Below are 25977 nucleotides of genomic sequence, written 5' to 3' on the forward strand. Positions count from 1 at the left end.
CACTTACTTCCGCGTCGCGAACCTATGTTCCGTAGTACGGAATCAATTTTCCGCGCGGGAGGGTGAGGCGTCAACAGCCGTAAGTCACCGGCGGCCATGGAGCGCAGTGAGATCGATGTCGATGGCGAAGGGAATCGTCAGCTTGAGCCTGTGGTGATGGATGCCGGAGAGGGCGTAGGTCCTGGTCGCGGGGTCGAGCTCGTAGACGTAGACGACCGGGAGGCCGTCGTTCTTCTCAACCCGCCAGAAGTGCGGGACGCCGGCGTCCGCATACTTGCGCGGTTTGACCTCGCGATCGCGCTCTCGGGAGTCCGCCGAGACCACCTCCACCGCCAGGACGACGTTTTCCGGCCCGTACCAGGTCTGATCGGTGTCGTCGGTCACCGCTTCCTCCCGGTAGACCACGACGTCGGGCTCCGGCCGGTTCTTGATGTCCAGCTTGATCGTCATTTCCCGGTCGACGTCCAGGCCCTCCGGCAACTGCGCCAGGAGGGCGTTCTCCAGCAAGCGCATGGTGCGCGAGTGGAACCGGGTCTGCGGACTCATGAAGACGAGACTCCCGTCGATCAGCTCCGTGTGCGGAGGGAGATTCGGAAGCCGGTCGAGATCGTCCGCGGTCCAGCCGCCCTCGGGGGGGCGGGGCCACTCGTACTGGTCGTCCAGCCCGTACTCGCGTGCGGCGCTCATGGCTGCTCCCATGCGACGGAGTCTCGTCTGTGCAGCCAGCGTACCCACCGCATACGACAACGCCGCCGCCCAAACGAATGAGCGACGGCGGAGGCGTTGACCGGGGGACCTAGCCGAAGGTCACTCCCACTCGATGGTGCCCGGGGGCTTGCTGGTGACGTCGAGGACGACTCGGTTGACGTCCTTGACCTCGTTGGTGATGCGGGTGGAGATGCGGCCCAGGACGTCGTACGGCATGCGGGTCCAGTCGGCCGTCATGGCGTCCTCGGAGGAGACCGGGCGCAGCACGATCGGGTGGCCGTAGGTGCGGCCGTCGCCCTGGACGCCGACCGAGCGGACGTCGGCCAGGAGCACGACCGGGCACTGCCAGATCTCGCGGTCCAGGCCGGCCGCGGTCAGCTCCTCGCGGGCGATGGCGTCGGCCTCGCGGAGCAGGTTCAGGCGTTCCTCGGTGACCTCGCCGACGATGCGGATGCCGAGGCCGGGGCCGGGGAACGGCTGGCGCTGGACGATCTCGTCGGGCAGGCCCAGCTCGGAACCGACCATCCGGACCTCGTCCTTGAACAGCTGCCGGAGCGGCTCGATGAGCTGGAACTCCAGGTCCTCGGGGAGGCCGCCCACGTTGTGGTGGGACTTGATGTTGGCCGTGCCCGTGCCGCCGCCGGACTCGACGATGTCCGGGTACAGCGTGCCCTGGACCAGGAACTCGACCGGCTCGCCCGGGGTGGCCTCGGCGACGATCTCCGCCTGGGCCTGCTCGAAGACGCGGATGAACTCGCGGCCGATGATCTTCCGCTTCTGCTCGGGGTCGGAGACCCCGGCGAGGGCGTTCAGGAAGCGCTCCTTGGCGTCGACGACCTTCAGCTGGACGCCGGTGGCCGCGACGAAGTCCTTCTCGACCTGCTCGGTCTCGCCCTTGCGCATCAGGCCGTGGTCGACGTACACGCAGGTCAGCTGGTCCCCGATGGCCTTCTGGACCAGCGCTGCGGCAACCGCGGAGTCCACACCGCCGGACAGGCCGCAGATCGCCCGCTTGGTGCCGACCTGCTCGCGGATCGCGGAGACCTGCTCCTCGATGATGTTGCCCATCGTCCAGTTGGGCTCGATGCCCGCGCCGCGGTACAGGAAGTGCTCCAGTACCTGCTGGCCGTGCGTGGAGTGCATCACCTCGGGGTGGTACTGCACGCCGTACAGCTTCTTCTCGTCGTTCTCGAACGCGGCGACCGGGACGACGTCCGTGGAGGCCGTGACCGTGAAGCCCTCGGGAGCGGCGGAGCAGGCGTCGCCGTGCGACATCCACACCTGCTGCTCGGCCGGGGTGCCCTCGAAGAGCGTCGAGGCGTTCTTGGACACGGCCAGCGCGGTACGGCCGTACTCACGGGCGCCGGTGTTGTCCACCGTGCCGCCGAGCTTGGTGGCCATCAGCTGGAAGCCGTAGCACATGCCGAAGACCGGGACGCCGGCCTCGAACAGGGCGCGGTCGATGCTCGGGGCACCTTCCGCGTAGACCGACGACGGACCGCCGGAGAGGATGATCGCCGCGGGGTTCTTGGCGAGCATCTCCTCGACCGGCATGGTCGAGGGCACGATCTCGCTGTAGATGCGCGCCTCACGGACACGGCGTGCGATGAGCTGGGCGTACTGCGCGCCGAAGTCGACAACGAGGACGACATCCGGGGCGGCGGCGGGGGGCGCTGCTGACACTTCGGCGGCCTTCCGGCGGTGGTGGAGCGATGGGGTTGGACTTTCGATTCTAACGGGCACATACTGAGCCCCATGTTCACGCAGCTGACCTTCGTCTTTACCTATGGCACCGGCCCGTCCGGCTGCCATGGTCGCGCTGCATGAACCGCTGATACAGCGACAAGCGACTTCCCAGGCGCCCCGGGCCGTACAGGCCCGGGGCGCTGGTGTTTTCCCGTCCGGGCGGTGCGATCCCGGGGGCCACGAAACCCCAGGAGACGGACATGAGCAGCAGCATCCGGGCGACGGCAGTGAGCGCGACCGTGACCGAGGCCACGGCGGCGGGGGCCGCTCCGGCCGGCGCGGCGACGGTGGCGAGGCCCCGCCCCGAGACCGGTGCGCGGACCGACGAGGCCGCAGCGCTGATCGGCGACGCGCGCCGCCGGATCGACGATCTCGACGGCCGGATCATCGGCCTCGTACAGGAACGGATGGCCGTGTCGGCGGTCATCCAGAAAGAGCGGATCGCCTCCGGCGGGCGCCGGGTGAACCTCTCCCGCGAGATGGAGGTCCTGGAGCACTTCCGCGAGCAGCTGGGCCGGCCCGGCACCGCGCTCGCGATGACGCTGCTGGAGCTCTGCCGCGGGCGCATCTGAGGACGCTGCCGGGCCGGGCCGCGGGCGCATCTGAGTTCGGGCGGCGTCTCACCCGTACGGACCGTGACCGGGCGGCGCGGGGCTTCGTTGTTCCCGGTGCCACGTCAGCCAGGCGCGGCCTGCAGGACTACGCGTAGACGCCGCCCGTGGGCGGGAACGCCGGAGCGATGAGACGCCGGCCGCCGCTGAAGCGGCCGGCGCCGTGGGACCTCGCTGCGGTGCTGTGGCCGGTCGGCAGGGGACAGCAGCCCGGTCACATCCGATGGGTCGGTCGGCCCCGGGGACGCCTGGGGCCGACCGCATCCGGTCGAAACGGTTGCGCCGGATGAGGCGTATCCAGCACGATGCATGAAGAGCCAAGTACCTCGCACCGAGGTGGCTTCCGGCACCACCATTGGTCTATACCACCGGAACGTATCGTTCCTGCAGGTGGCAGCTGACAGGCGGTACCGGAGAACCTGGCACGCCCCAGAGCCGCACAGGCGCTTCCCCCCAGCGCCTTCCTTCGGCGCCGCCGCTGCCCTGACGCCGGCGCCGGGCAGCAAGGGCCCCGCGGTCGCCCGCACCCCCCTCGCGGACGGCACCTCGGGGCCCTTCGCTCTGCCTCCGCCGCGCCCCCACCGCACCTTCTCGCAGATATGCGCGATCTTGCGTGCAACCTTTTCGGCATACGGCTGGTCATGTACGTGTAAACGCACGGCCATACCGCGCCCCACCGCGACGGCCCGCTACCGCTTTCGTGCCGCCCCCCTCGGCACTCCGGACCCCGAAGAGGTCTAGACACGATGAAGCTTCGCCGTGCACTGACGGCTGCCGCAGCGACGGCCGTCATCGCTCCTGCCGCGCTGCTCGCGGCGCCTGCCGCGTTCGCGACGGACGAGCCCGGTGCCACGCCGACCGCCGAGGCGCCGACGGAGCCGGGCGACGGGGACACCACGACCGACCCGACGACCGAACCGACGGACACCCCGGCGCCCACGGACTCCGCCGACCCGTCGGTGCCGCCGACCGAAGAGCCCAGCGCTCCCGGCCCGAGCGCCGACCCCTCCCATCCCACCGAGGACCCGTCCGACGACCCGACCGACGAGCCGTCCGCCACCCCGCCGACCACCGAAAAGCCGACCGAGGAGCCCACCGAGGACCCGACCTGCAATGAGGAGTCGGACGAGGCGGCCATCACCACCACGCTGCGCGGCCTGCCCAGCAAGGTCGTGGCGGGGTCGGGCTGGCACGGCTTCACGTTCCGCGCCGCGAACACCTCCGGCAAGGCGATGAAGTCGGTCGACGCGTACGTCATGCTCTCGGCCATCGAGAACGAGGACTTCGACGACGTCTCGCACCTGCTGACCGTGCAGTGGTACGACGAGGGCGCGGGCGTCTGGGAGAACGTCGACGAGTACGGCTACTTCGCCTCCCTCGCCGACCTCGCGCCCGGTGAGTACGCCGACGCCAAGCTGCGGCTGAAGGTCGACGCGAAGACGCCGGGCAGCTACGGCTTCGCCTTCGCGGTCGGCGCGTACCACGACGAGAACGACGTCTGCGGCTACTCCGAGGGATCGGAGTACGAGTTCGATGTCCTGATCGCGGGCAGCAAGCCGGGCACCGTGCCGCCGGCGACCGGCAAGCCGAGCGACCACAAGCCCGCCAAGCCCGCTCCCCAGGGGGGTCTGAAGGAGCTGCCGGTCACCGGCAAGCTCGCCGAGACCGGTTCGTCCTCGGCGCTGCCGACGATCGCGGCGGTCGCCGGGGTCACGATGGCCGTGGGCGCGGGGGCGATCTTCGTCGTCCGCCGCCGCAAGACGGACGGCGCCGCGGCGTAACACCGGCCGAGCTGTGAGGGGCCGCACCCGGAACGCCGGGTGCGGCCCCTCGTGCGTAAGCGGTCAGGCCTGCTTGGGCGGCACCGGCGGTACCGCCAGGAACGGGAGCTTCAGGGCTGCGAAGGCCTTCTCCGGGACGGCCGGGTGGCGGGGCGCGACCGCGGAGAGGCGGGTGTACGGGCTGCCGGGGGCCGGTCGCTGGTCTTCCTCGCCCTTGTTCGGCCAGAACGACATCGCGCGTTCGGCCTGGGCGGTGATGGTCAGGGACGGGTTGACGCCGAGGTTGGCGGAGACCGCCGAGCCGTCGACGACGGAGATGCCGGGGTGGCCGTGGAGCCTGTGGTACGGGTCGATGACGCCGTGGTCCGCGTCCTCGCCGATCGGGCAGCCGCCGAGGAAGTGAGCGGTCAGCGGGGTGCCCATCAGCTCGCCGACGTTGCTGCCGGGGAAGCCGTTGATCTCCTCGGCGATCAGCGAGGCGGCCTCCGTGGCGGCCGGGATCTGCGCCGGGTTGGGTGCGCCGTGGCCCTGTCGGGCGGTGAGCAGGCCCTTCCCGATGCCGCCCGGCTTGCGGTACGTGGTCAGGGAGTTGTCCAGGGACTGCATGACCAGGCCGATGATGGTGCGCTCGGACCAGCGGCGGTTGGAGAGCGAGCGGGCCATGAGCACCGGGTGGCGCACGGTCTTCCCGAGCCAGCCGAGGACGCGGGCCGCGGCGCCGTCCCGTACGGGCACCTGGAGGACGGAGAGGCCGCCCATCGCGTTGGAGCCCTTGCCGTAACGGACGGGTTCGATGTGGGTGTTGGCGTCCGGGTGGATGGAGGACGTGATCGCGACGCCGCGGGTGAAGTCGACCTTCTGCTCGCCGGTCTTCTTCTTGTAGCGGCGGTTGTCGGTCAGCGCGCCGACCAGCGCCTCGGAGTTGGTGCGGGTCAGCTCGCCCAGCCTGGGCGAGAGGTGCGGCAGCAGACCTGTGTCCTTCATCCGGTGCAGCAGGGTCTGGGTGCCGTACGTGCCGGCGGCGAGCACGACCCGGCGGGCTGTGAAGGTGCGGCCCTTGCCCTTGCGCTTGTCGTCGGTGGGGAGGGTCTTGACCGCGAAGCCGCCGCGGGAGTCCTCGGTGACGGCGACGACGGAGGTCATCGGGTGGATGACCGCGCCGGCCTGCTCGGCGAGGTAGAGGTAGTTCTCGGTGAGGGTGTTCTTCGCGCCGTGCCGGCAGCCGGTCATGCACTCGCCGCACTCGGAGCACGCCCTGCGGGCCGGGCCCGCGCCGCCGAAGTAGGGGTCGGGCGCCTCGGCGCCGGGCGCCGCCTTCGTGCTGCCGTCGGCGTCCTTGCCGTCGCCGAAGAAGACGCCGACAGGGGCGAGGTGGAAGGTGTCGCCGACGCCCATCCGCTCGGCGGCGGCCTTGAGGTGCACGTCGGAGGGGGTCACGGTCGGGTTCAGCCGTACACCGAGCATCCGCTGGGCCTGGTCGTAGTACGGCTTGAGCTCGTCCTGCCAGTCGGTGATGTGGCCCCACTGCTGGTCGTCGAAGAACTGCTTCGGGGGGACGTAGAGGGTGTTGGCGTAGTTGAGCGAGCCGCCGCCCACCCCGGCGCCTGCCAGGACCATGACATTCCCGAGCAGGTGGACGCGCTGGATTCCGTAGCAGCCGAGGGCGGGCGCCCAGAGGTAGTTGCGGATGTCCCAGGAGTTCTTGGGCAGCGTCTCGCGGGTGAAGCGGCGGCCGGCTTCCAGTACGCCGACGCGGTAGCCCTTCTCGGTGAGCCGGAGGGCGGTGACGGAGCCGCCGAAGCCGGAGCCGACGACGAGGACGTCGTAGTCGTGGGCCGGCTGCTCCTGGTTTCGGGCAGAGTTCTCCCCTGGCATCGGCGCTCCTTGAAAGTGTGCGGGTCGGGGCGGGGGGCGGTCAGCGGAGGCGGAAGGCCTTCATGGCCTTGAGGCTGAGCGACATGAACGCCGCGTACTTCTCGTCGTCCATGCCGAACGACGGGGCGAGCGGCATGATCCGCTGGTGGGCGACGGTCTGGGCCTCGGTGTACTTGAGGATGCCCTCGGAGCCGTGGCGGCGGCCGAGGCCGGAGTCGCCCATGCCGCCCATCGGGGACTGGACGCTGCCGTAGCCCGCCGCGTAGGACTCGTTGACGTTCGCGGTGCCGGTGTTCAGCTCGGCGGCGACCTTGCGGCCGCGCCGGCCGTCCTTGGTCCAGACGCTGGAGTTCAGGCCGTAGGGCGTGGAGTTGGCGAGGGCGATCGCCTCCTCCTCGTCGCGGAAGCGGTAGAGGGAGACCACCGGGCCGAACGTCTCCTCCTGGCAGACGGCCATCGGGGCCTCGACACCGTCCAGGACGGTCGGCTCGTAGAAGAGCGGGCCGATGTCGGGGCGCGGCCGGCCGCCGGTGAGCAGCTTCGCGCCCTTGGCGACGGCCTCCTCGACATGCCGGGTGACGGTCTCCAGCTGGCGCTCGCCGACCAGCGAGCCCATGTCGGCGCCGTACGCCAGGGCGTTGCCCAGGCGCATGGCCTTCACCCGGGCCACGAAGCGCTCGGCGAACTCGTCGGCGACCGACTCGTGGACGTACAGCCGCTCGATGGAGATGCACAGCTGGCCCGCGGAGGAGAAGCAGCCGCGTACGGCACCGGCGGCGGCCTTGTCGATGTCGGCGTCGTGCAGCACCAGCATGGCGTTCTTGCCGCCCAGTTCGAGGGAGCAGCCGACCAGCCGGGCCGCCGCGCCCTGCGCGACCTCGCGGCCCGTGCGGGTGGAGCCGGTGAAGGAGACGTAGTCGGCGTGCTTGACGACCTCGGGGCCGACGACCGGCCCGTCACCGATCACGACCTGCCAGACCTCCGGCGGCAGACCCGCCTCGATCAGCTGCTCGCGCGCCCAGAGGGCGGTCAGCGCGGTCTCGGTGTCGGGCTTCATCACGACGGCGTTGCCCGCGACGAAGGCGGGGAGCGCGTCGCCGACGGACAGCTCGAAGGGGTAGTTCCAGGGCGCTATCTGGCCCACCACGCCCTTGGGCTTGCGGAGTTCGGTGACCTTGGTGAGGGTCGGCACGACGCCGGTGTGGCCCTTGGGCTTCAGGTACGCGGGGGCCTTGCGGCCGTAGTGGCGGGCGGCGACGGCGACCGCCTGGACCTCTTCGTGGGCGTGCAGCCGGGCCTTGCCGGTCTCCAGCTGGATGAGGTCCAGCACCTCGGCCTGGCGCTGGAGCACCAGGTCGTGGAAGCGGAGCAGGATCGCGGCGCGCTTGCGTACCGGGGTGGCCGCCCACTGGCGCTGGGCCACGCGGGCCCGCTCGAAGGCGTCCGCGACGTCCTCGGGGGTGGACTCGGGCAGCTCGGCGAGGACGTCGCCGGTGAACGGCGTGTGGTTCGCCGTCCGGCCGCTGCCGACCACGCCGCGGGTCAGGCGGGCGACCAGGTCCTTGGTGACCACGTCGGCGGCGGTGCGGGTGCCCGCCGCTGCGGAGGCGACCGGGTTGCCGTCGGCGGGGGCGGTCTGTGCGGTGTCCAGCGAGTCCGTCATGGCGCCGAGCGTATGCCTCCGGGAACACTTTGTGTACCCGCCGGTAATAGGTTTTCACCGGGCGCCCACAATTGCGCCAGTGTTCGCTGGCCAGAACGCCGGTGTCCTGGGAATTCGTCCGCGCACGAGGCGCGGCGGGTCAGCCGGTGGCCGGGGCGCGCAGCACCTTGAAGGTGTCCAGCGCGGTGTCGAAGTGTCGTTTCGCCGCTGCCCGGTCACCGAGCGGCGCGGAGATCCACACGTCGTACATCCGGCCGCCCTCGGTCCAGCTGAGGTCGTACGTGCGGCGCGGGCCGCCGTCCCCGTCGCCGCCGTCCCAGGTGAACTCCCACAGTGCCGCCCGGTACCCCTGGTGGGTGGTGGCCGAGACCCGGCCGTCGCGGTACCCCCGGTAGTTCTGCGGGCCCTTGATGTGCGCCTCCCGCATCGTCCCGAGCGGCCCGCCCGGCTGCGGCGGCTGGACGTGGATGCCGAGCCGGAACCGCTTCCCGGCGGAGTAGTAGTACACCCGCGGCTTCTCGTAGGAGCGCGTGAAGCCGTCCGGCACGGCGAGCGCGAAGCCCTGCGGGTCGCGGACGATGCCGTACCCGCGTGGCGCGGTCGCGCCCGGACCGGGGTTCCCCGAGGCCGTCGGCGCCGGCGTACGCGCCCCGTCACCGTCCGTCCCCTTCAGCACCAGCACGGCGGCACCGGCCCCCGCACCGGCCAGCACCAGCGCGGCCGTCACGGCGAGCAGCACCGTACGGGTACGCCCCGTGTGCGGCCGGGCGGCGGCGGCCAGCGCCCGGCCGTCCAGCGCGTCCCGGAGCGGCGCCGACGGCCCCCGGGCGGGCGGGGACGGCAGCGGCGCCTGCTCCTCGGGCGGCGGGCCGGCACCCGGCTCCGGCATCCGGCCCGTCTGGAGATAGCCGCGCAGCAGCCGCTCGGTGCCCGCGACGGTCAGCCGGCGCTCCGGATCGCGCTCCAGCAGCCCGCTGACGACCGCGTGCAGCGGCCGGGCCGCCTCGGGGATGCGGATCTCGTCGGACAGCACGGCGTGCAGCACACCGCCCAGGGAATCGCGGTGGAAGGGCGTCCGGCCGCCGCTGAGGACCGTGCACAGCAACACCCCCAGCGACCACAGGTCACCCTCCGGGCCCGTGCCGCGGCCCGCCATCCGCTCGGGCGCGGTGTACTCCGGCGAACCGACGAACGTCCCCGTCTCCGTCAGCGTCGACCCGCCCGCCACCTGAGCGATCCCGAAGTCGGTGAGGACCACCCGGCCCGTACCCGCCTCCAGCAGCACGTTCGCCGGCTTGATGTCGCGGTGCAGGACCCCGCGGGCGTGCGCCACGCGCAGCGCGCCCAGCAGCGCGACGCCGATCCGGGCGGCCTCCCTGGGGGCCAGCGGGCCGCCCGTCGCCAGCCGGTCGGCCAGCGAACCGCCGTCCACCAGCTCCATCACGATCCACGGCCGGTCGTCCTGGGTCACCACGTCGTGCACGACGATGACGTTCGGATGCTTGATCTGCGCCACCGTACGGGCCTCGCGCAGCATCCGCTCGCGCAGCACCGACACATCGGCGGACCCGCCCAGGCCGTCGGTCCCGAGGGTGCCGAAGGTGCCGCCGATGCCGCTGCTGCCGCCCTGGTCGTCATCGAGGTTCAGCTCCTTCACCGCGACCCGCCGGCCCAGCAGTTCGTCGGCGGCCCGCCAGACCGTGCCCATCCCGCCGCGGCCGAGCCGGCCCTCCAGCCGGTAGCGGCCGGCGATCAGGCGGCCGTGTCCCCCGAAGCTCCCCATGAAGGCCATCTTGCCCCACCGTTCGCGAAGCGGAAGAAGGTGCCGACCGCTCCGCACCCTGTCGCGAACGGGGACCGAGGTGATCAACTGACCCTATGGAGGCAGTAGTCACGAGCGTGGTCGCGGTGGTCGGCACGCTGCTCGGCGCCGGCACCACCCACCTCTTCCAGCGCCGCGAGACCGAGCGCAGCCACGCCCTCGCCCGCGAGGAGAAGTTGCGGCAGGAACGCATCGACGCGTACTGCGCCTACGCGGGGGCCCTGCTGGAGTACCGCAGAGTGCTGGTCCACCGCTGGTTCGTCCTGCACGACGGCGACGAACTGTGCGGCGAGGACACCCCCGAACTGCGCGAGGAACAGTACAAAGCACGGCGCGCCGCACAGGAGACGATGTTCCGGGCCCAGATGGTCAGCGGCGACACCGACGTGGTCGAGCAGGCCGAGCGGCTGATGGCGGGCGTCACGGAGCTGCACTCCGTCGGGACCCGCCAGTCGCTCACCGCACTGCGCGCCCGCACCCGCCAGGAGATCCGCGACTTCGTCTCGGCGGTCGCGGGACGGGTGGGCTGAGGGCGCGGGGGGGCGAGATCACAACGTGGGGGGGGGCTGAGAACGCGGGGCGGGTCGGCCGAGATCACGGGCGGGTGGACCGAGATCGCGGGGCGGGTGGACCGAGATCGCGGGGCGGGTGCGCCGAGCGGTGCGCGACACGGCCCGTGGAATCGCCGGGGCCCGCGACACACAGGGGTGGAACCTCCGCGCACACACGCACCGTCCTTGAACAATGACAGTGGACGGCGGGCGCACCGCACGACGGACGCCCGCGGGCGAGAGCGCGGCGTACGGCCCGAGGGTGCGCGGCGGATCGGGGGTCGGTCATGGCGATGCAGGACGGCGGGCTGCTCGACGTACGGCCGGGCGCCGACTCCGGCCGCGCCGCACCCGAGCACAGCGGCGCCTACCTCGCGGCCGGGCTGGCCCTGACGCTGTACGCGGGCGCGCTGCTCGCCTGGATGGTGACCGGCGCGGTCGACGCGAGGGTGGGCCCCCAGGACTTCGCCGAAGGCCTCTTCAACCCGCTGGCGGGGCCGGTGGGCGTGCTGGGCCCGCAGGAGTGGGCGCTCGCGGTGGCGCTGGCCGCGGTGGCCGGTGCCGCGCTCGCGCAGCGCACCGTCGCCCGCCCCGCCGCCGTACTGCTCGCCTGCCTCGTCCTGGCCCGCTCGCTCCGCGAGGGCATCGGCCTGCTGCACCCCGGATACCGCTCCGCCTACCGCTTCGAGACGATGGGCGGCTGGACGCTGGCCACCCACGTACTGGGCCTGCTCGCCGGGATCGTCGTGCTCTGCGCCCTGCTGCCCGCACGCCCCGAAGCGGGCCCCGGCCGGGCCCCCGGCTCCTGGTGGCCGGGGCGGGTCTCCCGGATCTGCGGGGCGCTGTTCCTGCTGGCCGGACTGGTGCAGACGGCCTGGCTGGTGCGGCTGCTCGCCGACGGCACGAAGGGCGCGGGTTCCTATCTGGCGAGCGCCGTGGACGCGGCCGTGAGCCCGTCGGCCGTGGCGCCGTCCGCCGGGGCCGCGTTCGCCACGCTGACCGCGATCGCGGGTTGGCTGGTGGCCGGCCGGCTCGCGCTGCGCGGGCGGCGGGACGTACGCGGCGCACTGCTGGTCTTCGCCGCGCTCCAGCTCTACCTCGTGGTGCGGACCGTGGTCGGCTACACCGTCACGGGGGCCTTCGGCACCGGGACGCGGACCGTCGAGGGGACGCTGGACCTGGCCACCACCGCGTACTTACTGGCCGCGATGACCTCGGTGGTGGTACTCACCACGGGGCGGGCGTTCAGCCCCGGCCACGGCAGCACGCACTCCTGGGCGCGCACCCGCCCGGAGTGAACGCGGCCCGGCCGGAACGAGCGCGGACCGGGTCGGCATGAGCACGGGCCTGGCCGGAGTGAGCGGGGGGCCAGCCGGAATGAGCACGGGCCGGGTCGGAATGGCGCGGGCCCCGAAGGGGACGTTCGGTACCGAACGCACCGATGGCGGCCGTCGCGTGTGGGGGTCGCGGCGGCCGCCGGTGTGAGCTGCACCGCGTGACCGGCTTGTGGCCTTCTCAGTGGTGCAGCATGAGGAGCACTCTGCCCGCGGGTGCCGTCCCGCGGCATCCTCCGCAGGTCGCGTGCGGACCCCCGCCCAACGGCGGGGGTGCGGGCCCGCCGCGCGGAGTCGGTACGGCACGACAGGAAGGGGCGACCGGTGATCCGTGTCGCTGTGGTGGACGACGAGCGGCTGGTCCGGTCCGGGCTGCGGATGATCCTGGGTACAGCGCCGGACGTGGAGATGGTCGCCGACTGCGGCGGCGCCACGGCCGTCGAGACGGTGCGGCGCAGCGGTGCCGAGGTCGTACTGCTCGACATCCGGATGCCGGACGTCGACGGTCTCACCGTACTCCGCGGCCTGCGGGCCGCGGCCGAGCCCCCCGCCATCGCCATGCTCACGACCTTCGACGCGCAGGAGTACCTGACGGCCGCGCTGCGCGAGGGCGCCTCCGGCTTCCTGCTGAAGGACTCCGACCCCGAGCAGCTGATCCGCGCGGTGCGCACCCTCGCGGCGGGCGGCAGCGTGCTGGACCCGGGCGTCACCCGGGCCGTCATCGGCGGATACCTCACCGCCGAGACCCAGGCGGCCGCCGCGGACGCCGTACGCGCCCTCACCCCGCGCGAGTCGGAGGTGCTGGCGCTGCTCGGCGAGGGCCTGGGCAACGCGCAGATAGCCGCCCGGATCGGCCTCGCGCCCAGCACGGTCAAGGACCACGTCAGCGCGCTGCTCGGCAAGCTGGGCGGCATCAACCGGGTACAGGCCGCGATCGTCGCGGACCGCGCGGGCCTGGTCACGGGAGGCCCGAGATGACACCGGCCGGTACGGTCACGGAGCCGGCCGCGGCGGCGGACGCCGGGGACATACCGGCGAGCGGGCGGCGCGGCACCCGCGCGGGCCGGCTGCGGCAGCACGCCGTGCTCCTCGTCCCCACCCTGCTCGGCATCGCCGACTCCTTCCTCGTCAACGACGTCGACCAGCCGCTGGAGCTGGGCGTCTCGCTGCTGGCCGCGCTGGCCCTGCTGCTGCGCCGCCGGCTGCCCCTCATGGTCTTCCTGGCGACCATGCCGGGTCTCTACATCGGCTACATCTGGTTCGCGCCGATGATCGCGCTGTACACGGTCGCCGCGCTGCGGCCGGGCCGCTTCCGGCTGGGCGCCTGCGCGTTCCTGCTGATCGCCGCGCACTTCTTCCCGTACCCGATCGCCGACTGGGAACCGACCGCGTACCGGGAGAACACCCTCGTCCTGATCGACGCCTCGGTGACCTCGGCCGGACCGATCGGGCTGGGCCTGCTGGTGCGCACCCGGCGCGAACTGGCGGCCCGCGTCGCCGATCTCACCCGCAGCCTGGAACGCGAGGACCGGCTGATCGCGGACCGGGTACTGGCCACCGAGCGGGCCCGGCTGGCGCGCGAGATGCACGACGTGGTGGCCCACCAGGTCAGCCTGATCAGCCTCCAGGCGGGCGCGCTCCAGGTCGCGTCGGAGGACGCCGGGGCGCGGGAGAGCGCGCGGACGATCCGGCAGCTGTCGGTACGGACGCTGGAGGAGCTGCGGCACATGGTCGGCATCCTGCGGGCCGCGGGCGGCAGACCACCGGAGGAACAGGACGGCGCGGCGCAGCCGGCGCCCGCGCCCCAGCCGGACCTGGCCGAACTGCCACGGCTGATCGAGATGTCGGCGCTGGACGTGACGTACGAGAACGGCGTGGACGGGGACGCACCGACGGACCGCACGGTGGAACGGGCGGCGTTCCGCACCGTGCAGGAGGCGCTGACGAACGTCCGCAAGCACGCGCCGGGCGCCCGGGTACGGGTACGCGTCGCGCAGCCGCGCGCGGAGGAGGCGGGCTTGCTGGTGGAGGTCCGGAACGGCCCCCCGGACGCGGGCGCGTACGCCCCGCAGCTCCCCGGCGGCGGCCACGGCCTGGTCGGTCTCCGCGAACGGGCCCAGAGCCTGGGCGGCACCCTGGAAGCCCGCCCAACCCCGGACGGCGGCTTCGTCGTACGCGCGGAGTTCCCACCCCGGGCGGCTTGAGGGGGCGAGGGGTGGGGGCTAGGGCGAGGGGTGGGGCGGGGCTGTTGGTGCCGGGGTGTTGTCAGACCCTCCCGCTACTGTTTTGAGAAGGGGACCTCGTGCTCCCCCATGGGGGAAGAAAGCGGGGGAAACGGTACGGCGGTACGGCGATACGGCGGTACGGAGCTGAAGCGGGGAACGCCGGGGCCGGCGGGACGGCCGGTACGGCTGGGCAAGCGGTACGGCGGCGGGGCAGCCGGAGAGCGGTGCCGGCCAGGCGGAGAACAGGGGCGCTCAGGCCGAGAGCAGGGCGGTCAGGCCAAGAGTGGGGCCGGTCGGGCCGGGGGCAGGGCGGGTCAGGCCGAGAGTGGGGCCGCGGTTTCGTCGACAGCGGTGGTCACGTCGGGGTACACCTCGAAGAGGCGGCGCACGCCGAGCGCCGCGAGCACGCGGTTCACGTGCGAGCCGTCGACCGCGCCCTGAGCGGGCAGGATCAGCCGCAGCCGGCCCTGGCAGGAGCGCATCAGCCGGCGCGCGGCGATCAGTACGCCGACGCCGCTGGAGTCGCAGAACTGCACTCCGGAGAGGTCCAGCACGACACTCCGGCGTCCCTCCGCGACCGCGTCGTGCACATGCTGGCGCACCGAGGGGGACGTGACCAGATCCATTTCGCCGGACACCCGCAGGACCGCCCAGGGGCCCTGCTCGTCCTCTGCCACCTTCAACGTCACGCGCTCGAAGCCTTTCGCTCGCTCTCGGACCGGACGCCTCTCCGGAGCCATCCGGAACGCACCCTTCCCCGCATCGGCTGCCCGGACCCGCTCCCCTGAAACTCATGGGAATTCCTCGCGCAACAGGCCGCCACGACCCAGGCTATGCCCTGGATCACCGGCTTTCCTCCCCGCATCCGGTCACACACGAATAACGTGCGGGCAAAAAAGGGCATGAACGATCCGTACCAGTCGTCTTCTGCCAGGAACTTCAATCAGAAAGTGACGGTACCTATACCATCCGCAGTCGCTGCGCGGCTCGTTTTGCCGTAAAGGTAAGTGCGCCGGCGGACCGGAGCACTACATTCGATGGCACGGCGCACACACGACGGACTCCGTGACGATGAACTTCTGTGACGGTGGGCACAGCGGCGACGGGGAAGGGGGCCGTGGATGGTGAACGAAGCTCCGCCTCGCTGGGACAGGCGGATGCAGCAGCGGCTCGCCCGCGGCGAAGCGGCCGCGCTGGGCGAGCTGTACGACCGTTTCGCTTCGCTCGTGCACAGCCTCGCGCAGCGCGTCCTGGAGGACGAGGACGCCGCCGACCGGATCACCCGCGAGGTCTTCGGCTACATATGGGAGAACCCCGACGCGTACGACCCCAAGCAGGGTTCGCTGCGGTCGTGGGTCGCCACCCTCACCCACCGCCAGGCCGTGCACCGGCTGCGCCAGAACGAGGCCGCCTCCGCGCTGGACTGCGGCGCCGACGCACCGGAACCGGCCGAGATCGAGCAGAAGATCAACGCCGCCTCCACCGCGGCCCGCGCCGACTACATCGTCACCTCCATGCCGGCCCCGCTCCGCGCCGCGCTGGAACTGGCCTACTTCCAGCGCCGCGACTACCGCCAGACCGCCGCCGACCTCGGCGTCACCGAGGACGAGGCGCGCCGCCGGCTCCGGCTCGGCCTGCAGCTCCTCGCCACCGCGCACAACCACCAGGCGGGGCCGCCCACGCCGGGCCGCCCGGGCGCCCCGCCCCCGGCACCGCCCGGCTCCGGATACGGGCGGGCGCTGTGAACGGCCCCGAGGACTGGGACCGTTTCGGCCCGCAGGGCCCCGAAGGCACGGGCCGCCCCTGCCCCGGCAACGGCGAGCGCCCGCGCATACCGGCCCCGCGACGTCCCGCCGAGGACCAGGGCCCGCTGCCGGACGCCCGCGTACCGGCCCCTGAGCCGGACCCGCAGGCGGAGCAGGAGCAGGAGCGGAAGCAAGCGCGGGAGCAGAGGCAGGAGCAAGAGCGGGGGCAGGAGCAAGGGCAGGGGCAGCAGCGGGGCGCCCCCGAGGGCAGCGGCGCCGAGCACGCCGCCTCGCAGAGGGACGGGACCACGGACCAGGACCCGGCCGGCACCGACCGGCCCGAGCCGCCGCACGCGGTGCTCAAGTCGCTGCTGGGCGCCTGGGCACTGGCCGCCTGCTCGGCCGAGGAGACCGCCGCCGTCGAGGCGCACCTCACGGACTGCGCCATGTGTGCCGATGAAGCGCTGCGGCTGCGGGACGCGGTCGGCCTGCTGCACCCGGCCGACAGTCTGGATCTGGACCCGCTGCTGCGCAGCCGGGTCCTGGAGGGCTGCCTGGGCCGCCGTCCGGCGCGCATCCCGGTGCCCGAGTGGGCGGGCCCGTACGACGCGGAGACGGCCAAGCTGGACGCGCTGCTGCGGGACATGGGCGAGGCGGAGTGGCGGGCCCCGGTCCGGCTGCGGTGGTTCGCGAACGACCGGGCGGCCGGCCGGACCACGACCGTCGCGGGCGTCATCGGGCATCTGATGTCCGTGGACGGCCTGGTCGCCAACGCCCTCGGCCTCACCGACCCGCTGGGCGCCGAGGTCCCGGAGGCCGCCCCCACCGACCCGACGGAGCGCACGCTCGCGTACTGGCGTACGTCGGTGCACGAGGAGTCCCCGCTCGCCACCCGCGAGCCGTGGCGCGAGCAGACCCACGCCCTGATACGGACGGTGGCGTTCGCGGGCCGCGGGGTCGCCGAACTGGCCGTTCCGTACGGCGACTTCCGGCTGCCTCTGCGCGACTCGATGCTGGAGCGGGCCTTCGAGTGCTGGGTGCACGCCGGGGACATCGCCGACGCCGTGGACTATCCGTACGAGGCCCCGGCGGCCGACCACATGCACGGCATGGTCGACCTGGCCGCCCGGCTGCTGCCGTCGGCGCTGGCCGTACGGCGCCGCTCCGGGCTGGCCACGCCGCCCCGGCGGCTGGTCGAGGCGGGCACGCCGGGGCGCACGCTGCACCTGGAGGTGGAGGGCAGCGGCGGCGGCCACTGGTACATCTCGCTGGACTCGCCGGGCGCGCTCGGCACCCCGGACCACACCGTCGCGCACATCGCCCTGGACAGCGTGGAGTTCTGCCAGCTGGCCGCGGGGCACGTGTCGCCCGAGGACGCGGCGGCGGGCCAGCACGGCGAGCGGGACGCCATCCGCGACGTCCTCTTCGCGACGGCCTCGCTCTCGCGGCTCTGAGGCGATGAGGCGGTGAGGCCCTGGAGCCATGGGGCTTCAGGGCCTCAATGCCTCAAGGGCCTCAGGCGAAGACGACCGTACGGCTGCCGTTGAGCAGCACCCGGCGCTCGCTGTGCCACTTCACGGCGCGGGCCAGCGCCTGGCACTCCACGTCACGGCCGACGGCGACCAGCTGCTCCGGGGTGACGTCGTGGCCGACCCGGGCGACCTCCTGCTCGATGATCGGGCCCTCGTCGAGGTCGGCGGTGACGTAGTGCGCGGTGGCACCGATCAGCTTCACGCCGCGGGCGTGTGCCTGGTGGTACGGCTTCGCACCCTTGAAGCTCGGCAGGAAGGAGTGGTGGATGTTGATGATCCGGCCCGACAGCGCCTTGCAGAGGTCGTCGGAGAGGACCTGCATGTACCGGGCCAGTACGACCAGCTCGACCTGCTCGGCGCGGACCAGCTCCAGCAGCTGGGCTTCGGCCTGCGCCTTGGTGTCCTTCGTCACCGGGATGTGGTGGAAGGGGATGTCGTAGGAGGCGACCAGCTCGGCGAAGTCGGTGTGGTTGGAGACCACGGCCGCGATCTCCACCGGCAGCGCGCCGATGCGGGAGCGGAAGAGCAGGTCGTTCAGGCAGTGGCCGAACTTGGACACCATGAGGACGACGCGCATCTTCTCGTCGCCCCGGTGGATCTGCCAGTCCATCTGGAAGGAGTCGCCGACCGCGGCGAAGCTGGCGCGCAGCTTCTCCAGCGTGACGGCGGTCTCGGCGCGGAAGTGGACCCGCATGAAGAAGAGTCCGGTGTCCCGGTCCCCGAACTGCTGGCTGTCCACGATGTTGCACCCGGTCATGAAGAGGTAGCTGGACACCGCGTGCACGATGCCCTGCTTGTCCGGGCAGGACAGCGTCAGGACGTACTGATCGGAGAGGGCGGGCTTCGACTGGCTCATGAGGAGAAAGGGTCGCACATTCCGGCCCTTCGTACACCGTCCGCTCCCCTGCCGGCTGCCCGGAGGGCGCCGGCCGCCGGGCCTCGCGTGGCCCGGCTCACTCCTGCGGTTCCAGGCCCCTGGTGAGGATGGCCAGCGCTTCGAGGGAGCGCGGCGGCACGTCCGGGTCCTCGCCGTCGGCGGTGGCCATGCGGACGTGGGCGTCCCGCGCGGCCCGTACGGCCTCGGGCCAGCCGTGGTGCTCCAGGTAGTCGCCGGCCGGAGCGTCCGCGCCGACCTGGTGCAGTATGCGCAGCACCCGGAGCACGGCGACGTCGACCAGCGCGGCTTCCTGGGAGTCCCGGAATATCGTGCCGACGTACTTCTCCGCTGACCAGTTGTCCAGCCAGGTGTCCTCCACCAGCCGGTACACGGCGTCGGTCACATCGCCGTATCCGGGCAGGCCGGCCACCCAGGTGTCCTGCTGGAAGGCGGGGTCGGAAAGCATGTGCAGCGCCGAGCGCACATTGGCGCGCCAGCGCCACCAGGGCATGTCGTTGAGCGGCATGGCGCCCATGGTGGTCGAGCGGCGGCCGCGACGGGAAGACTTCTCCGAACCTTGCACAACAATCGATCGTACGTTCTCGGCCAGGAAGCGGTGGCCGGGCCTCCCCCGCCCGGTCGGGACGCGGCGGCCGGACCTCCCTCGCTGTTCACCTTCAGGTCACTTTCCGTTACCCGAGCAGCACTCAGGTGTTCTGTCCTGGCCGGAAAAGTGCGGGCACATGACCGGACGGCGTCGCTCCTTCCCCCGTTTCTGCCACCGCGCCACCGCGATCCGCTCGGCGGCGGCGGGTACGGCGGCGCTGGCGTCCCTGCTGGCCGGCTGCGGCTCGCTCCCCGGCGCCTCGGGCAACGCCGCCGGTGCCGGGGACGGAGACCCGATCACCGTCATGACGTGGGCGCCCTCGGGCACCAAGGGCACGAACATGGCCGGGATGCCCGCCATGGCCGAGGCGTACGCGCGCTGGGTCAACTCCAAGGGCGGCATCGCCGGCCACCGGCTGCGGGTGCTCACCTGCAACGAACGCAACGATTCGGTCGCCGCGGCGCGCTGCGCCCAGAAGGCCGTCTCCGCCCATGCTGTCGCCGTCGTCGGTTCCTACAGCCGCCAGGGCCGGTCCTTCATGGGCCCGCTGGAGGCCGCGAACATTCCGTACATCGGCGGGTACGGCGTCTCCGGCGAGGAGTTCGACAGTCCGCTGTCCTACCCGGTCAACGGCGGCCAGGCGGCCCTGCTGGCGGGCAACGGGCGGCAGCTCGCCGGCGAGTGCGCGCGGGTCTCGCTGGTCCGCCCCGACACCATCCAGGGCGACCAGATGCCCCCGCTCCTCAACGCCGGACTGGCCACCGGCGGCCGCGCGGCGGCCCACGACGTCCGGGCCCCCGAGAACGCCACCGACTACACCGAAGCCGCCCAGCAGTCGATGGACGAGGTCGGCGCCGACCCGGCCTTCTACGGGACGGCGGAGTTCGGCGCCAAGGCCAAGGGCGCCTGTGTCACCGCCACCCTCGGCGAGCACACCGACACCTTCTTCGACTCCTTCCGGCGCCTCCAGGAGGACAAGCCGAAGGTCCAGATGGCATCCGTGCTCGGCAGCGTGAACCAGACCCTGGTGGACCGTACGGGCGGCAAGTCCAGCCCGCTGGAGGGCGCGTTGGTCACCGGCTGGTACCCGGACGCGCGCGACCGGCGCTGGGACCCCATGCGCGACGTGATCACCGAGCACGCCTTCGACGACAACCGCATCGACCCGGCGGACGCCGGCGTGCAGACCACGTGGATCGCCTACACCGTGCTGCGCGCGACGGTCGAGCAGGTAGCCGAGGAGGGCGGGGACGTCACCGCGCGCTCCCTCCAGCAGGCGCTGGACAGCGGCGACCGGGCGGTCGACACCGGCGGCCTCACCCCGAAGCTGCGCTGGCGCTACGACGACATGCTCGCCGTGCAGTCCTTCCCCCGGATCGTGAACGCGATGGTGACGTACCAGGTCGTACGGGACGGCCGGCTGGTCACCACGCACTCCGGCTTCGTGAACCTCACCAGGACGCTGGAGAAGCCGCGCAAGGACGCGTGAGGGACAGCCTCGGCACGGGAACGCGCCGGGACGCGCGGAGGGGCCGGGGCTGCTTCACGGGCGGAGGGGCCGGGGCTGCTTCACGGGGCTGCCTCAGGCGAAGCCCTGGAGCAGCCCCCGGCTGAACCTCAGAGCTGCTCGGGGCTGTGCTCGGTCAGGCCGTACTTCTTCGCGATCGGGTTCCAGAGCTGCGCGGCTTCCTTCTTGTTCGTGGTCGCCTGGCCGCTGGCGGTGTTGCCCTGCACAGCCGCCTTGGTGCCGCGCGCCTTGCCCTTGTGGCAGCCCTTCTTGCCCGCGTGCGCGACCTGGTCGGCCCAGGTGGCGTAGTGGTTGTCGGCCGCTGCCGAGGCCTTCCAGGCGTTGGTGAGCGCGGTGGTCAGCGCGAGGTGGTCGGGCACCTGGTCGACCGAGAGCTTGCCCAGCCGGGTGACCAGGTCGTTGCGCTGCTTCGCCGCGTCCCGCAGGTCCTTGGCCGCGGCCCCGAGCTTGTTGCAGGACTTGATGTTCCCGACCGCGCCGATCACCGCGGAGCGGCTGTTGTTGCTGTCCTTGAGCAGCGCGTCCAGGTCCTTGGCCTGTGCCTCGGCCGGGTCCGCGGTCGGCGAGGGCTTCTCCTTCTGCGCCGCGCCCGCGGACGTCTTGCCGCTGTCCTTCTCGGCGCTGTCGTCGCCGCTGCCGCTGAGCGCGTAGCCGACGCCCAGCCCGGCGCCGACGCAGACCACCACGACGGCCCCGATGACGGCCGCGGGCGCGAGCTTGCGGCGGCGCCCGCCACCGCCGTGGCCCTGGCGGTCCTCGGTGGGGAACCCGCCCTGCGGCGGGAAGCCGCCCGGCTGCTGGGACGCCGCGGGCTGCGCGGCGTACGGCTGACGGCCCGCGAAGCCCTGCGCTGCGGGCTCCTCGAAGCGCGGCATCTGCTGGGTGGAGGCCGGGGAGTCCGCCTCGGCGGCACCGGCCGGCGCGTCACGGAAGAGGCCGTCGAACTCGGCCGGGGTAGGCCGGTCCCCCGGCCTGCCCGGCCGGATGGCGAACGGCGCGCCCGGGGGCGGCTGCGGCGTACCGCCGCCGACGGGCGGGATGAGCTGGGTCGCCGCGTCGGAGCCGTCGGGCGAGGCGGGCGCCTTCGGCATCACCGGCCGCCGCAGCATCGTGGTGGACTCGGCGTCCCGCTCGGGCCGCTTGTTCTCGGGCGGCAGCGAGCCGGGCATCGGCCCGGGTGCCCCCTGCGCCGGCGGCATCGGCTGCGCGCCGGGACCGCCCTGCGCCTGCTGACCCTGCTGGGCGGCGAAGGGCGGGATGAGCTGAGTCGCCTCGCTGTCCCCGGAGACGGGCGGGATGAACCGCGTGGCCTCGCTGTCCCCGGTCGTGGGCGGCAGGTACTGCGTGGCGTCCGCGTCCCCTGCGGTGGGCGGCAGCGGACCGGCGCCCTGTCCGGCGGCGGGCGGCAGCGGCGCGCCGGCGCCGGACTGGTCGGCCGCGGGCGGCAGCGGCGCCGCGGGCTGCCGCTCGGCCCGCACGAGCGCCCCGCCGGAACCGCTTCCGGCCCCGTCCGTACCGGACTGCTGCGGAGCGGAGGGCTGCTGCGGAGCGGCGGACTCCTGGGGGTAGCCGTAGCCGGAGTGCGCACCGTTCGGGGCGGCGTCCTGGCCGCCCCCGAAGGCGTTCCGGTCGCCGTAGGTCCGGTCGCCATAGGTGTGCTGCGCGCCGTGGGTGCCCTGGGAGCCGTAGCTCTCCTGACCGGAGAACGGGGGCTGCTGGCCTGTGCTCGGGGGCTGCTGACCACCGAAGGACGCCTGCTGGCCGTTCGTGTTCTGCGCGCCGCCGTAGGAGGGCTGCTGCCCGTAGGCGCCCTGGGCGTCGCCGTACGAAGGCGGGGCGTCGTACGAGGGCTGTGCGCCGTACCCGGACTGGGGTGCGCCGTACCCGGGCTGCTGCCCGTACGCGCCCTGCTCGCCGTGCGAGCCCTGGGCACCGCCGTACGAAGGCTGGGCGCCGCCGTACGAGGGCTGAGCGCTGCCGTACGAAGGCTGCGCGCCGTACGTGTCCTGGCCGCCCGGATATCCCGGGCCGGCCGGCGGCTGTCCCGGCGGCATCGGGGGCACCGGGGCCTGGCCCTGGGGCTGCGGCGGGTAGGCGCCCTGCTGCGGTGCCCCGTAGGAGTCCTGCTGCTGCGGGGCCTGGGACGGCCCCCAGGGCTCGCCCCACGGCTGACCGGCGGCGGGCGCGGACTGCTGGTCGGGCACGTACGGCTCGCCGCCGTTCGCGGGCAGCACCACGCCCTCGCGCGCGGGCCCGCCCGCAGGACTCTGCGGGTCGCCACCCTGTCCGCTCTGCGTCACCGGGACTCCTACTTCTGCTTCTTACGGAATCGTCGGCTCACGCTACCGGGTAGCAGTCACGTTCGACCACGTCGCCTGGTCATGGGCCACTTGACACCCAGCAGCCCCACACGGTGATGTCCGCAGATCCACGGATATGCGTGCCGCACGACAGAACGGCACACAGCAGACGTCCGCCGCTCCCCGAGGGGGAGCGGCGGCACCGCCCTTCCGCGCCTGCGTCTGCGCTTGTACGCCTACACCGCTACACCGCTACGCCGCCCGCAGTTCCAGCCGCGCGGCGAACTCCCGCACCACCGCCTCTTCCCGGTACGGCTCCAGCCGCGCCTGGAAGTCCTCCAGGTACTCCGTACCGCGCGAGGACCGCAGCCCGCTCAGCAACTCGGCCGCGCGCGTGCCGGTGTGGCACGCCTGCTCGATCTCGCGCTGCTGCACCTGCGCACTCGCCAGCAGCACCAGCCCGATCGCGCGCCGCCGCGCCCGGCTCTCGGGGAGCCCGGCGAGCGCCCGCTCGGCCTGCTGCCCGGCCGCGGTCGCCTGCCCCAGGTCCCGGTGGCAGTGGGCCAGTTCGTCGGCGAGGTAGGCGGGGTCGAAGTGCGCGATCCACGCCGGGTCGTCGCCCGCGTCCGTACCGGCCTCGGCCCGGTCCATCGCGCCGACCGCCCGCGCGGCCACGGTCTGGAACGCCCGCTCGTCCCCCATCAGCGCGTGCCCGCGCGCCTCGGCGGCACAGAACATCGCCTCGGCCCGCGGCGTCACATGCCCGCGCGAGCCCTCCTGGGCGGCCCGCGCGAGCTGGGCGATCTCCCGGGGGTTGCCGAGCGAGGCGGCGAGGTGGCTCATGCTCGCGGCGAGGACGTACCCGCCGTACCCGCGGTCGCCCGCCGCCTGGGCCAGCCGCAGCGCCTGGATGTAGTACCGCTGCGCGAGGCCGGGTTGCCCCGTGTCGACGGCCATGTATCCGCCCAGCTCGGTCAACCGGGCGACGGCGGCGAAGAGTTCACGGCCGACCGACTCGCGGTACGAGCCGGCGAGCAGCCCGGAGACGACGCTGTTGAGGTAGTGCACGACGACCGGGCGGACGTGCCCGCTGCCGTACTGATGGTCCAGCTCGCTCAGCGCGCTCGTCATCGAACGCACCGCCTCGACGTCCGAAAGGCCCACCCGGGCACCGGCGTTGCGCGCGACCTGGGAGTCGGCGCCGGTGATCAGCCAGTCGCGGCTCGGCTCGACCAGCGCGGACGCGGCGACGGTGGAACCGCTGAGGAAGTCCCGGCGGCCGACGTCGCTCCGCCACAGCTCACAGACCTGCTCTATCGCGCCGAGGACGGTGGGCGAGAACTGCAGCCCGACGCCGGAGGCGAGGTTCTTGCCGTCGGCCATGCCGATCTCGTCGATCGTGACCGTGCGCCCCAGCTTGCGGCCCAGCGCCTCGGCGATGATGGCGGGCGCCCGGCCGCGGGGCTGCTGGCCACGCAGCCAACGGGCGACGGACGTCTTGTCGTAGCGCAGATCCAGGCCGTGCTCGGCGCCGCATACGTTGACGCGGCGGGCGAGCCCGGCATTGGAACAGGCAGCTTCCTGGATGAGCGCCTGCAGCCGTTCGTTCGGCTGCCGCGCGACGAGTGGCCTGGCGGCCATGTTGTACCCCCTGTGTACTGCGGCGCGTTCACCGTCGAACGCCGTCCCCGTCCATCATTTCCCGCCCGTACCCGTGATATCCGTGATACCCGCCATATCCGAGTTGCTCGGGATATCAGAGGTATCAGCGATATCAGCGGTACCTTCCACATGCCGCCAATGCCCGCGAGGTCCGCTCCTCCCTCCATGAGCTTCACTGCGTGCACGGCAGGTACGAGGTACGAGCACAACGGGAAAGCGCGCGGCGCCCGCCTTCCGTGTGCGTACGCGGCGCCGCCGTACCGGAACGCCCCCTCGGGGACGCCCACGGGGCTCACGGCCCGCCGCCGGGCGGCCTTCCCGCCCTCTCACGCAAGTGGCTACCCACCCTCCGCCGCACGGCCCCGTACGCGCCCCCGCCCGTGCATCCATGCGCCCCACATGCAAGAACGTTGCGCCGGGCCGTGCCACGGGTTGGCCGTAACCCTTGGTGACAGCGGAAGTTGTCACCTTCGTGGAACAGAGCAGCGGAGTCACTCAAGCCCCACAGGTCCCTCAGCAGCGCGGTGAGCGGCTGCTCGACATTGCGGTGCGTTACGCGGCGGAACGGCACTGGGACGTACTCCCCGGCGCATGGCTGGAAGACGACGGTGCGACCCCGTACTGCTCGTGCGGCGCCCGCGGCTGCCCCGCCCCCGGCGCCCACCCCCTGGCGGCCGACTGGACCACCGCCGCCACCGGCAGCACCTCGGCCATCCACACCCTGTGGACGAAGAACCCCCGCGCGGCGATCCTCCTCCCGACGGGCCGCACCTTCGACGCGCTGGACGTGCCCGAGACCGCCGGCTGCCTGGCCATGGCCCGGATGGAACGGCGCGGCCTGCCGCTCGGCCCGGTCATCCGCACCCCGGCCCGCCGGATGCTCTTCCTCGTCCTCCCCGGCGCCGCCGCCAAGGTCCCGGACCGCGTACGGAAGCTCGGCTGGTCCTCCCCCGCCGGCCTCGACCTCATCATCCACGGCGAGGGCGCCTACCTCCCCGCACCACCCACCCGCACCGGCCGCCACGCCCCGGTCCAGTGGGCCATTCCCCCCACCCCCGCCAACCGCTGGCTCCCCGACGCCGAAGACCTCCTCACCCCCCTCACCTACGCCTGCAGCCAAGAAGCGTCAGCCCGCACTTCCTGAACGAGCCCGTACGAGTCGGGGCGAGCCGGGCCAGGGGGTGGGGGTTCCAGGGGCGGGGGTTCCAGGGGCGGGGGCTGGGGGCGGCGGGGGCTGGGGGCGGCGGGGATGTCGGGGGGCCGGGGGTGGGGCAGCTTGCGGTAGCCCCCTTCGGGGCCCTCCCCCCTCCCCCCTCCCCCCGGATTGTGATCTTGAGCTTCTGTTGGGTTGCGCCCAGGCCGTGCCTGGCCCGTGGTGGGCCCCCGACCCGCCCCGCCCGGGCCCCCGCC

Annotated in this window: 20 protein-coding genes; 10 read left to right on the plus strand and 10 right to left on the minus strand. The window is 72.9% G+C overall.

Features of this window, described 5'->3' with window-relative positions; all coding sequences use genetic code 11:
* Window positions 1-84: 84 nt before the first annotated feature.
* Complete coding sequence (locus ACIGQF_RS24665; protein ID WP_399714021.1) at window positions 85-687, minus strand: Uma2 family endonuclease; 603 nt, start codon at window positions 685-687, stop codon at window positions 85-87.
* Window positions 688-807: 120 nt separating this feature from the next.
* On the minus strand, window positions 808-2391 hold the full coding sequence (gene guaA, locus ACIGQF_RS24670) for a glutamine-hydrolyzing GMP synthase (RefSeq protein ID WP_399714023.1): 1584 nt from the start codon (window positions 2389-2391) through the stop codon (window positions 808-810).
* Window positions 2392-2654: 263 nt separating this feature from the next.
* Here guaA and ACIGQF_RS24675 point away from each other — a divergent pair, with 263 nt between their 5' ends.
* Both ACIGQF_RS24675 and ACIGQF_RS24680 read left to right on the plus strand, forming a co-directional pair.
* Window positions 2655-3026: a chorismate mutase gene (locus ACIGQF_RS24675; RefSeq protein ID WP_399714026.1), complete on the plus strand. Its 372-nt coding sequence runs from the start codon at window positions 2655-2657 to the stop codon at window positions 3024-3026.
* Window positions 3027-3811: 785 nt separating this feature from the next.
* Window positions 3812-4846 (plus strand): LAETG motif-containing sortase-dependent surface protein, encoded by a 1035-nt coding sequence (locus ACIGQF_RS24680; protein ID WP_399714029.1) that lies wholly within the window; start codon window positions 3812-3814, stop codon window positions 4844-4846.
* Between the two features lie 63 nt (window positions 4847-4909).
* Here the strand turns inward: ACIGQF_RS24680 and ACIGQF_RS24685 are convergent, their stop codons facing one another.
* From ACIGQF_RS24685 to ACIGQF_RS24695, 3 genes are all read right to left on the minus strand, one after another.
* Window positions 4910-6721, minus strand: a complete 1812-nt coding sequence (locus tag ACIGQF_RS24685) for a GMC oxidoreductase (RefSeq protein WP_399714032.1) — start codon at window positions 6719-6721, stop codon at window positions 4910-4912.
* A 40-nt stretch (window positions 6722-6761) separates the two neighbouring features.
* Window positions 6762-8384, minus strand: a complete 1623-nt coding sequence (locus ACIGQF_RS24690) for a succinic semialdehyde dehydrogenase (RefSeq protein WP_399714034.1) — start codon at window positions 8382-8384, stop codon at window positions 6762-6764.
* 139 nt (window positions 8385-8523) lie between these two features.
* Window positions 8524-10167, minus strand: a complete 1644-nt coding sequence (locus ACIGQF_RS24695) for a serine/threonine-protein kinase (RefSeq protein ID WP_399714036.1) — start codon at window positions 10165-10167, stop codon at window positions 8524-8526.
* Between the two features lie 95 nt (window positions 10168-10262).
* Between ACIGQF_RS24695 and ACIGQF_RS24700 the strand changes: the two genes are divergently transcribed.
* From ACIGQF_RS24700 to ACIGQF_RS24715, 4 genes are all read left to right on the plus strand, one after another.
* Window positions 10263-10736, plus strand: coding sequence for a hypothetical protein (locus ACIGQF_RS24700; protein ID WP_399714038.1), 474 nt, complete (start codon window positions 10263-10265; stop codon window positions 10734-10736).
* Between the two features lie 308 nt (window positions 10737-11044).
* Window positions 11045-12055 (plus strand): hypothetical protein, encoded by a 1011-nt coding sequence (locus ACIGQF_RS24705; protein ID WP_399714041.1) that lies wholly within the window; start codon window positions 11045-11047, stop codon window positions 12053-12055.
* Window positions 12056-12415: 360 nt separating this feature from the next.
* The gene (locus ACIGQF_RS24710) at window positions 12416-13069 is read left to right on the plus strand and encodes a response regulator transcription factor (RefSeq protein ID WP_361559399.1); all 654 of its coding nucleotides are present in this window, start codon (window positions 12416-12418) and stop codon (window positions 13067-13069) included.
* Complete coding sequence (locus tag ACIGQF_RS24715) at window positions 13066-14295, plus strand: sensor histidine kinase (protein WP_399714045.1); 1230 nt, start codon at window positions 13066-13068, stop codon at window positions 14293-14295. The genes ACIGQF_RS24710 and ACIGQF_RS24715 overlap by 4 nt, the downstream gene beginning before the upstream one ends.
* A 335-nt stretch (window positions 14296-14630) precedes the next feature.
* Here ACIGQF_RS24715 and ACIGQF_RS24720 read toward each other — a convergent pair whose 3' ends face one another.
* Window positions 14631-15005: an STAS domain-containing protein gene (locus ACIGQF_RS24720; RefSeq protein WP_361559393.1), complete on the minus strand. Its 375-nt coding sequence runs from the start codon at window positions 15003-15005 to the stop codon at window positions 14631-14633.
* A 432-nt stretch (window positions 15006-15437) separates the two neighbouring features.
* On the opposite strand from ACIGQF_RS24720, the gene ACIGQF_RS24725 reads away from it, so the two are divergent.
* Together ACIGQF_RS24725 and ACIGQF_RS24730 are read left to right on the plus strand one after the other, a co-directional pair.
* Entirely contained in the window at window positions 15438-16061 is a 624-nt protein-coding gene (locus tag ACIGQF_RS24725) for a sigma-70 family RNA polymerase sigma factor (RefSeq protein ID WP_399714048.1), read from the plus strand.
* Entirely contained in the window at window positions 16058-17515 is a 1458-nt protein-coding gene (locus ACIGQF_RS24730; protein ID WP_399714051.1) for an MDMPI N domain containing protein, read from the plus strand. The genes ACIGQF_RS24725 and ACIGQF_RS24730 overlap by 4 nt, the downstream gene beginning before the upstream one ends.
* A gap of 61 nt (window positions 17516-17576) precedes the next feature.
* Here the strand turns inward: ACIGQF_RS24730 and purU are convergent, their stop codons facing one another.
* Together purU and ACIGQF_RS24740 are read right to left on the minus strand one after the other, a co-directional pair.
* On the minus strand, window positions 17577-18449 hold the full coding sequence (gene purU / locus ACIGQF_RS24735; RefSeq protein ID WP_361559384.1) for a formyltetrahydrofolate deformylase: 873 nt from the start codon (window positions 18447-18449) through the stop codon (window positions 17577-17579).
* A gap of 97 nt (window positions 18450-18546) precedes the next feature.
* Window positions 18547-19059 (minus strand): hypothetical protein, encoded by a 513-nt coding sequence (locus tag ACIGQF_RS24740; RefSeq protein ID WP_399714430.1) that lies wholly within the window; start codon window positions 19057-19059, stop codon window positions 18547-18549.
* Between the two features lie 154 nt (window positions 19060-19213).
* On the opposite strand from ACIGQF_RS24740, the gene ACIGQF_RS24745 reads away from it, so the two are divergent.
* A complete protein-coding gene (locus tag ACIGQF_RS24745) occupies window positions 19214-20566 on the plus strand; it encodes an ABC transporter substrate-binding protein (RefSeq protein WP_399714053.1) in 1353 nt (450 codons plus the stop codon).
* Window positions 20567-20694: 128 nt separating this feature from the next.
* Here the strand turns inward: ACIGQF_RS24745 and ACIGQF_RS24750 are convergent, their stop codons facing one another.
* Both ACIGQF_RS24750 and ACIGQF_RS24755 read right to left on the minus strand, forming a co-directional pair.
* Window positions 20695-22905: a hypothetical protein gene (locus tag ACIGQF_RS24750; protein ID WP_399714056.1), complete on the minus strand. Its 2211-nt coding sequence runs from the start codon at window positions 22903-22905 to the stop codon at window positions 20695-20697.
* Window positions 22906-23157: 252 nt separating this feature from the next.
* Window positions 23158-24546 carry a transcriptional regulator gene (locus tag ACIGQF_RS24755; protein ID WP_361559375.1) on the minus strand — a complete coding sequence of 463 codons (1389 nt, stop codon included), beginning with the start codon at window positions 24544-24546 and terminating at the stop codon, window positions 23158-23160.
* A 493-nt stretch (window positions 24547-25039) separates the two neighbouring features.
* On the opposite strand from ACIGQF_RS24755, the gene ACIGQF_RS24760 reads away from it, so the two are divergent.
* Window positions 25040-25711: a bifunctional DNA primase/polymerase gene (locus tag ACIGQF_RS24760; protein ID WP_399714432.1), complete on the plus strand. Its 672-nt coding sequence runs from the start codon at window positions 25040-25042 to the stop codon at window positions 25709-25711.
* Window positions 25712-25977: the final 266 nt, after the last annotated feature.

It is taken from the genome of Streptomyces sp. NPDC053560, assembly GCF_044544605.1.
Classification (GTDB): Bacteria; Actinomycetota; Actinomycetes; order Streptomycetales; family Streptomycetaceae; genus Streptomyces.

What these genes read in the sequence shown, in the direction of transcription:
- ACIGQF_RS24695 (WP_399714036.1), bottom strand. Translation starts at nt 10,167, where the DNA reads ATGGGGAGCTTCGGGGGACACGGCCGCCTGATCGCCGGCCGCTACCGG.
- ACIGQF_RS24705 (WP_399714041.1), top strand. Translation starts at nt 11,045, where the DNA reads ATGGCGATGCAGGACGGCGGGCTGCTCGACGTACGGCCGGGCGCCGAC.
- ACIGQF_RS24725 (WP_399714048.1), top strand. Translation starts at nt 15,438, where the DNA reads ATGGTGAACGAAGCTCCGCCTCGCTGGGACAGGCGGATGCAGCAGCGG.
- ACIGQF_RS24665 (WP_399714021.1), bottom strand. Translation starts at nt 687, where the DNA reads ATGAGCGCCGCACGCGAGTACGGGCTGGACGACCAGTACGAGTGGCCC.
- ACIGQF_RS24715 (WP_399714045.1), top strand. Translation starts at nt 13,066, where the DNA reads ATGACACCGGCCGGTACGGTCACGGAGCCGGCCGCGGCGGCGGACGCC.
- ACIGQF_RS24675 (WP_399714026.1), top strand. Translation starts at nt 2,655, where the DNA reads ATGAGCAGCAGCATCCGGGCGACGGCAGTGAGCGCGACCGTGACCGAG.
- ACIGQF_RS24700 (WP_399714038.1), top strand. Translation starts at nt 10,263, where the DNA reads ATGGAGGCAGTAGTCACGAGCGTGGTCGCGGTGGTCGGCACGCTGCTC.
- purU (WP_361559384.1), bottom strand. Translation starts at nt 18,449, where the DNA reads ATGAGCCAGTCGAAGCCCGCCCTCTCCGATCAGTACGTCCTGACGCTG.
- ACIGQF_RS24745 (WP_399714053.1), top strand. Translation starts at nt 19,214, where the DNA reads ATGACCGGACGGCGTCGCTCCTTCCCCCGTTTCTGCCACCGCGCCACC.
- ACIGQF_RS24680 (WP_399714029.1), top strand. Translation starts at nt 3,812, where the DNA reads ATGAAGCTTCGCCGTGCACTGACGGCTGCCGCAGCGACGGCCGTCATC.
- ACIGQF_RS24685 (WP_399714032.1), bottom strand. Translation starts at nt 6,721, where the DNA reads ATGCCAGGGGAGAACTCTGCCCGAAACCAGGAGCAGCCGGCCCACGAC.
- ACIGQF_RS24690 (WP_399714034.1), bottom strand. Translation starts at nt 8,384, where the DNA reads ATGACGGACTCGCTGGACACCGCACAGACCGCCCCCGCCGACGGCAAC.
- ACIGQF_RS24755 (WP_361559375.1), bottom strand. Translation starts at nt 24,546, where the DNA reads ATGGCCGCCAGGCCACTCGTCGCGCGGCAGCCGAACGAACGGCTGCAG.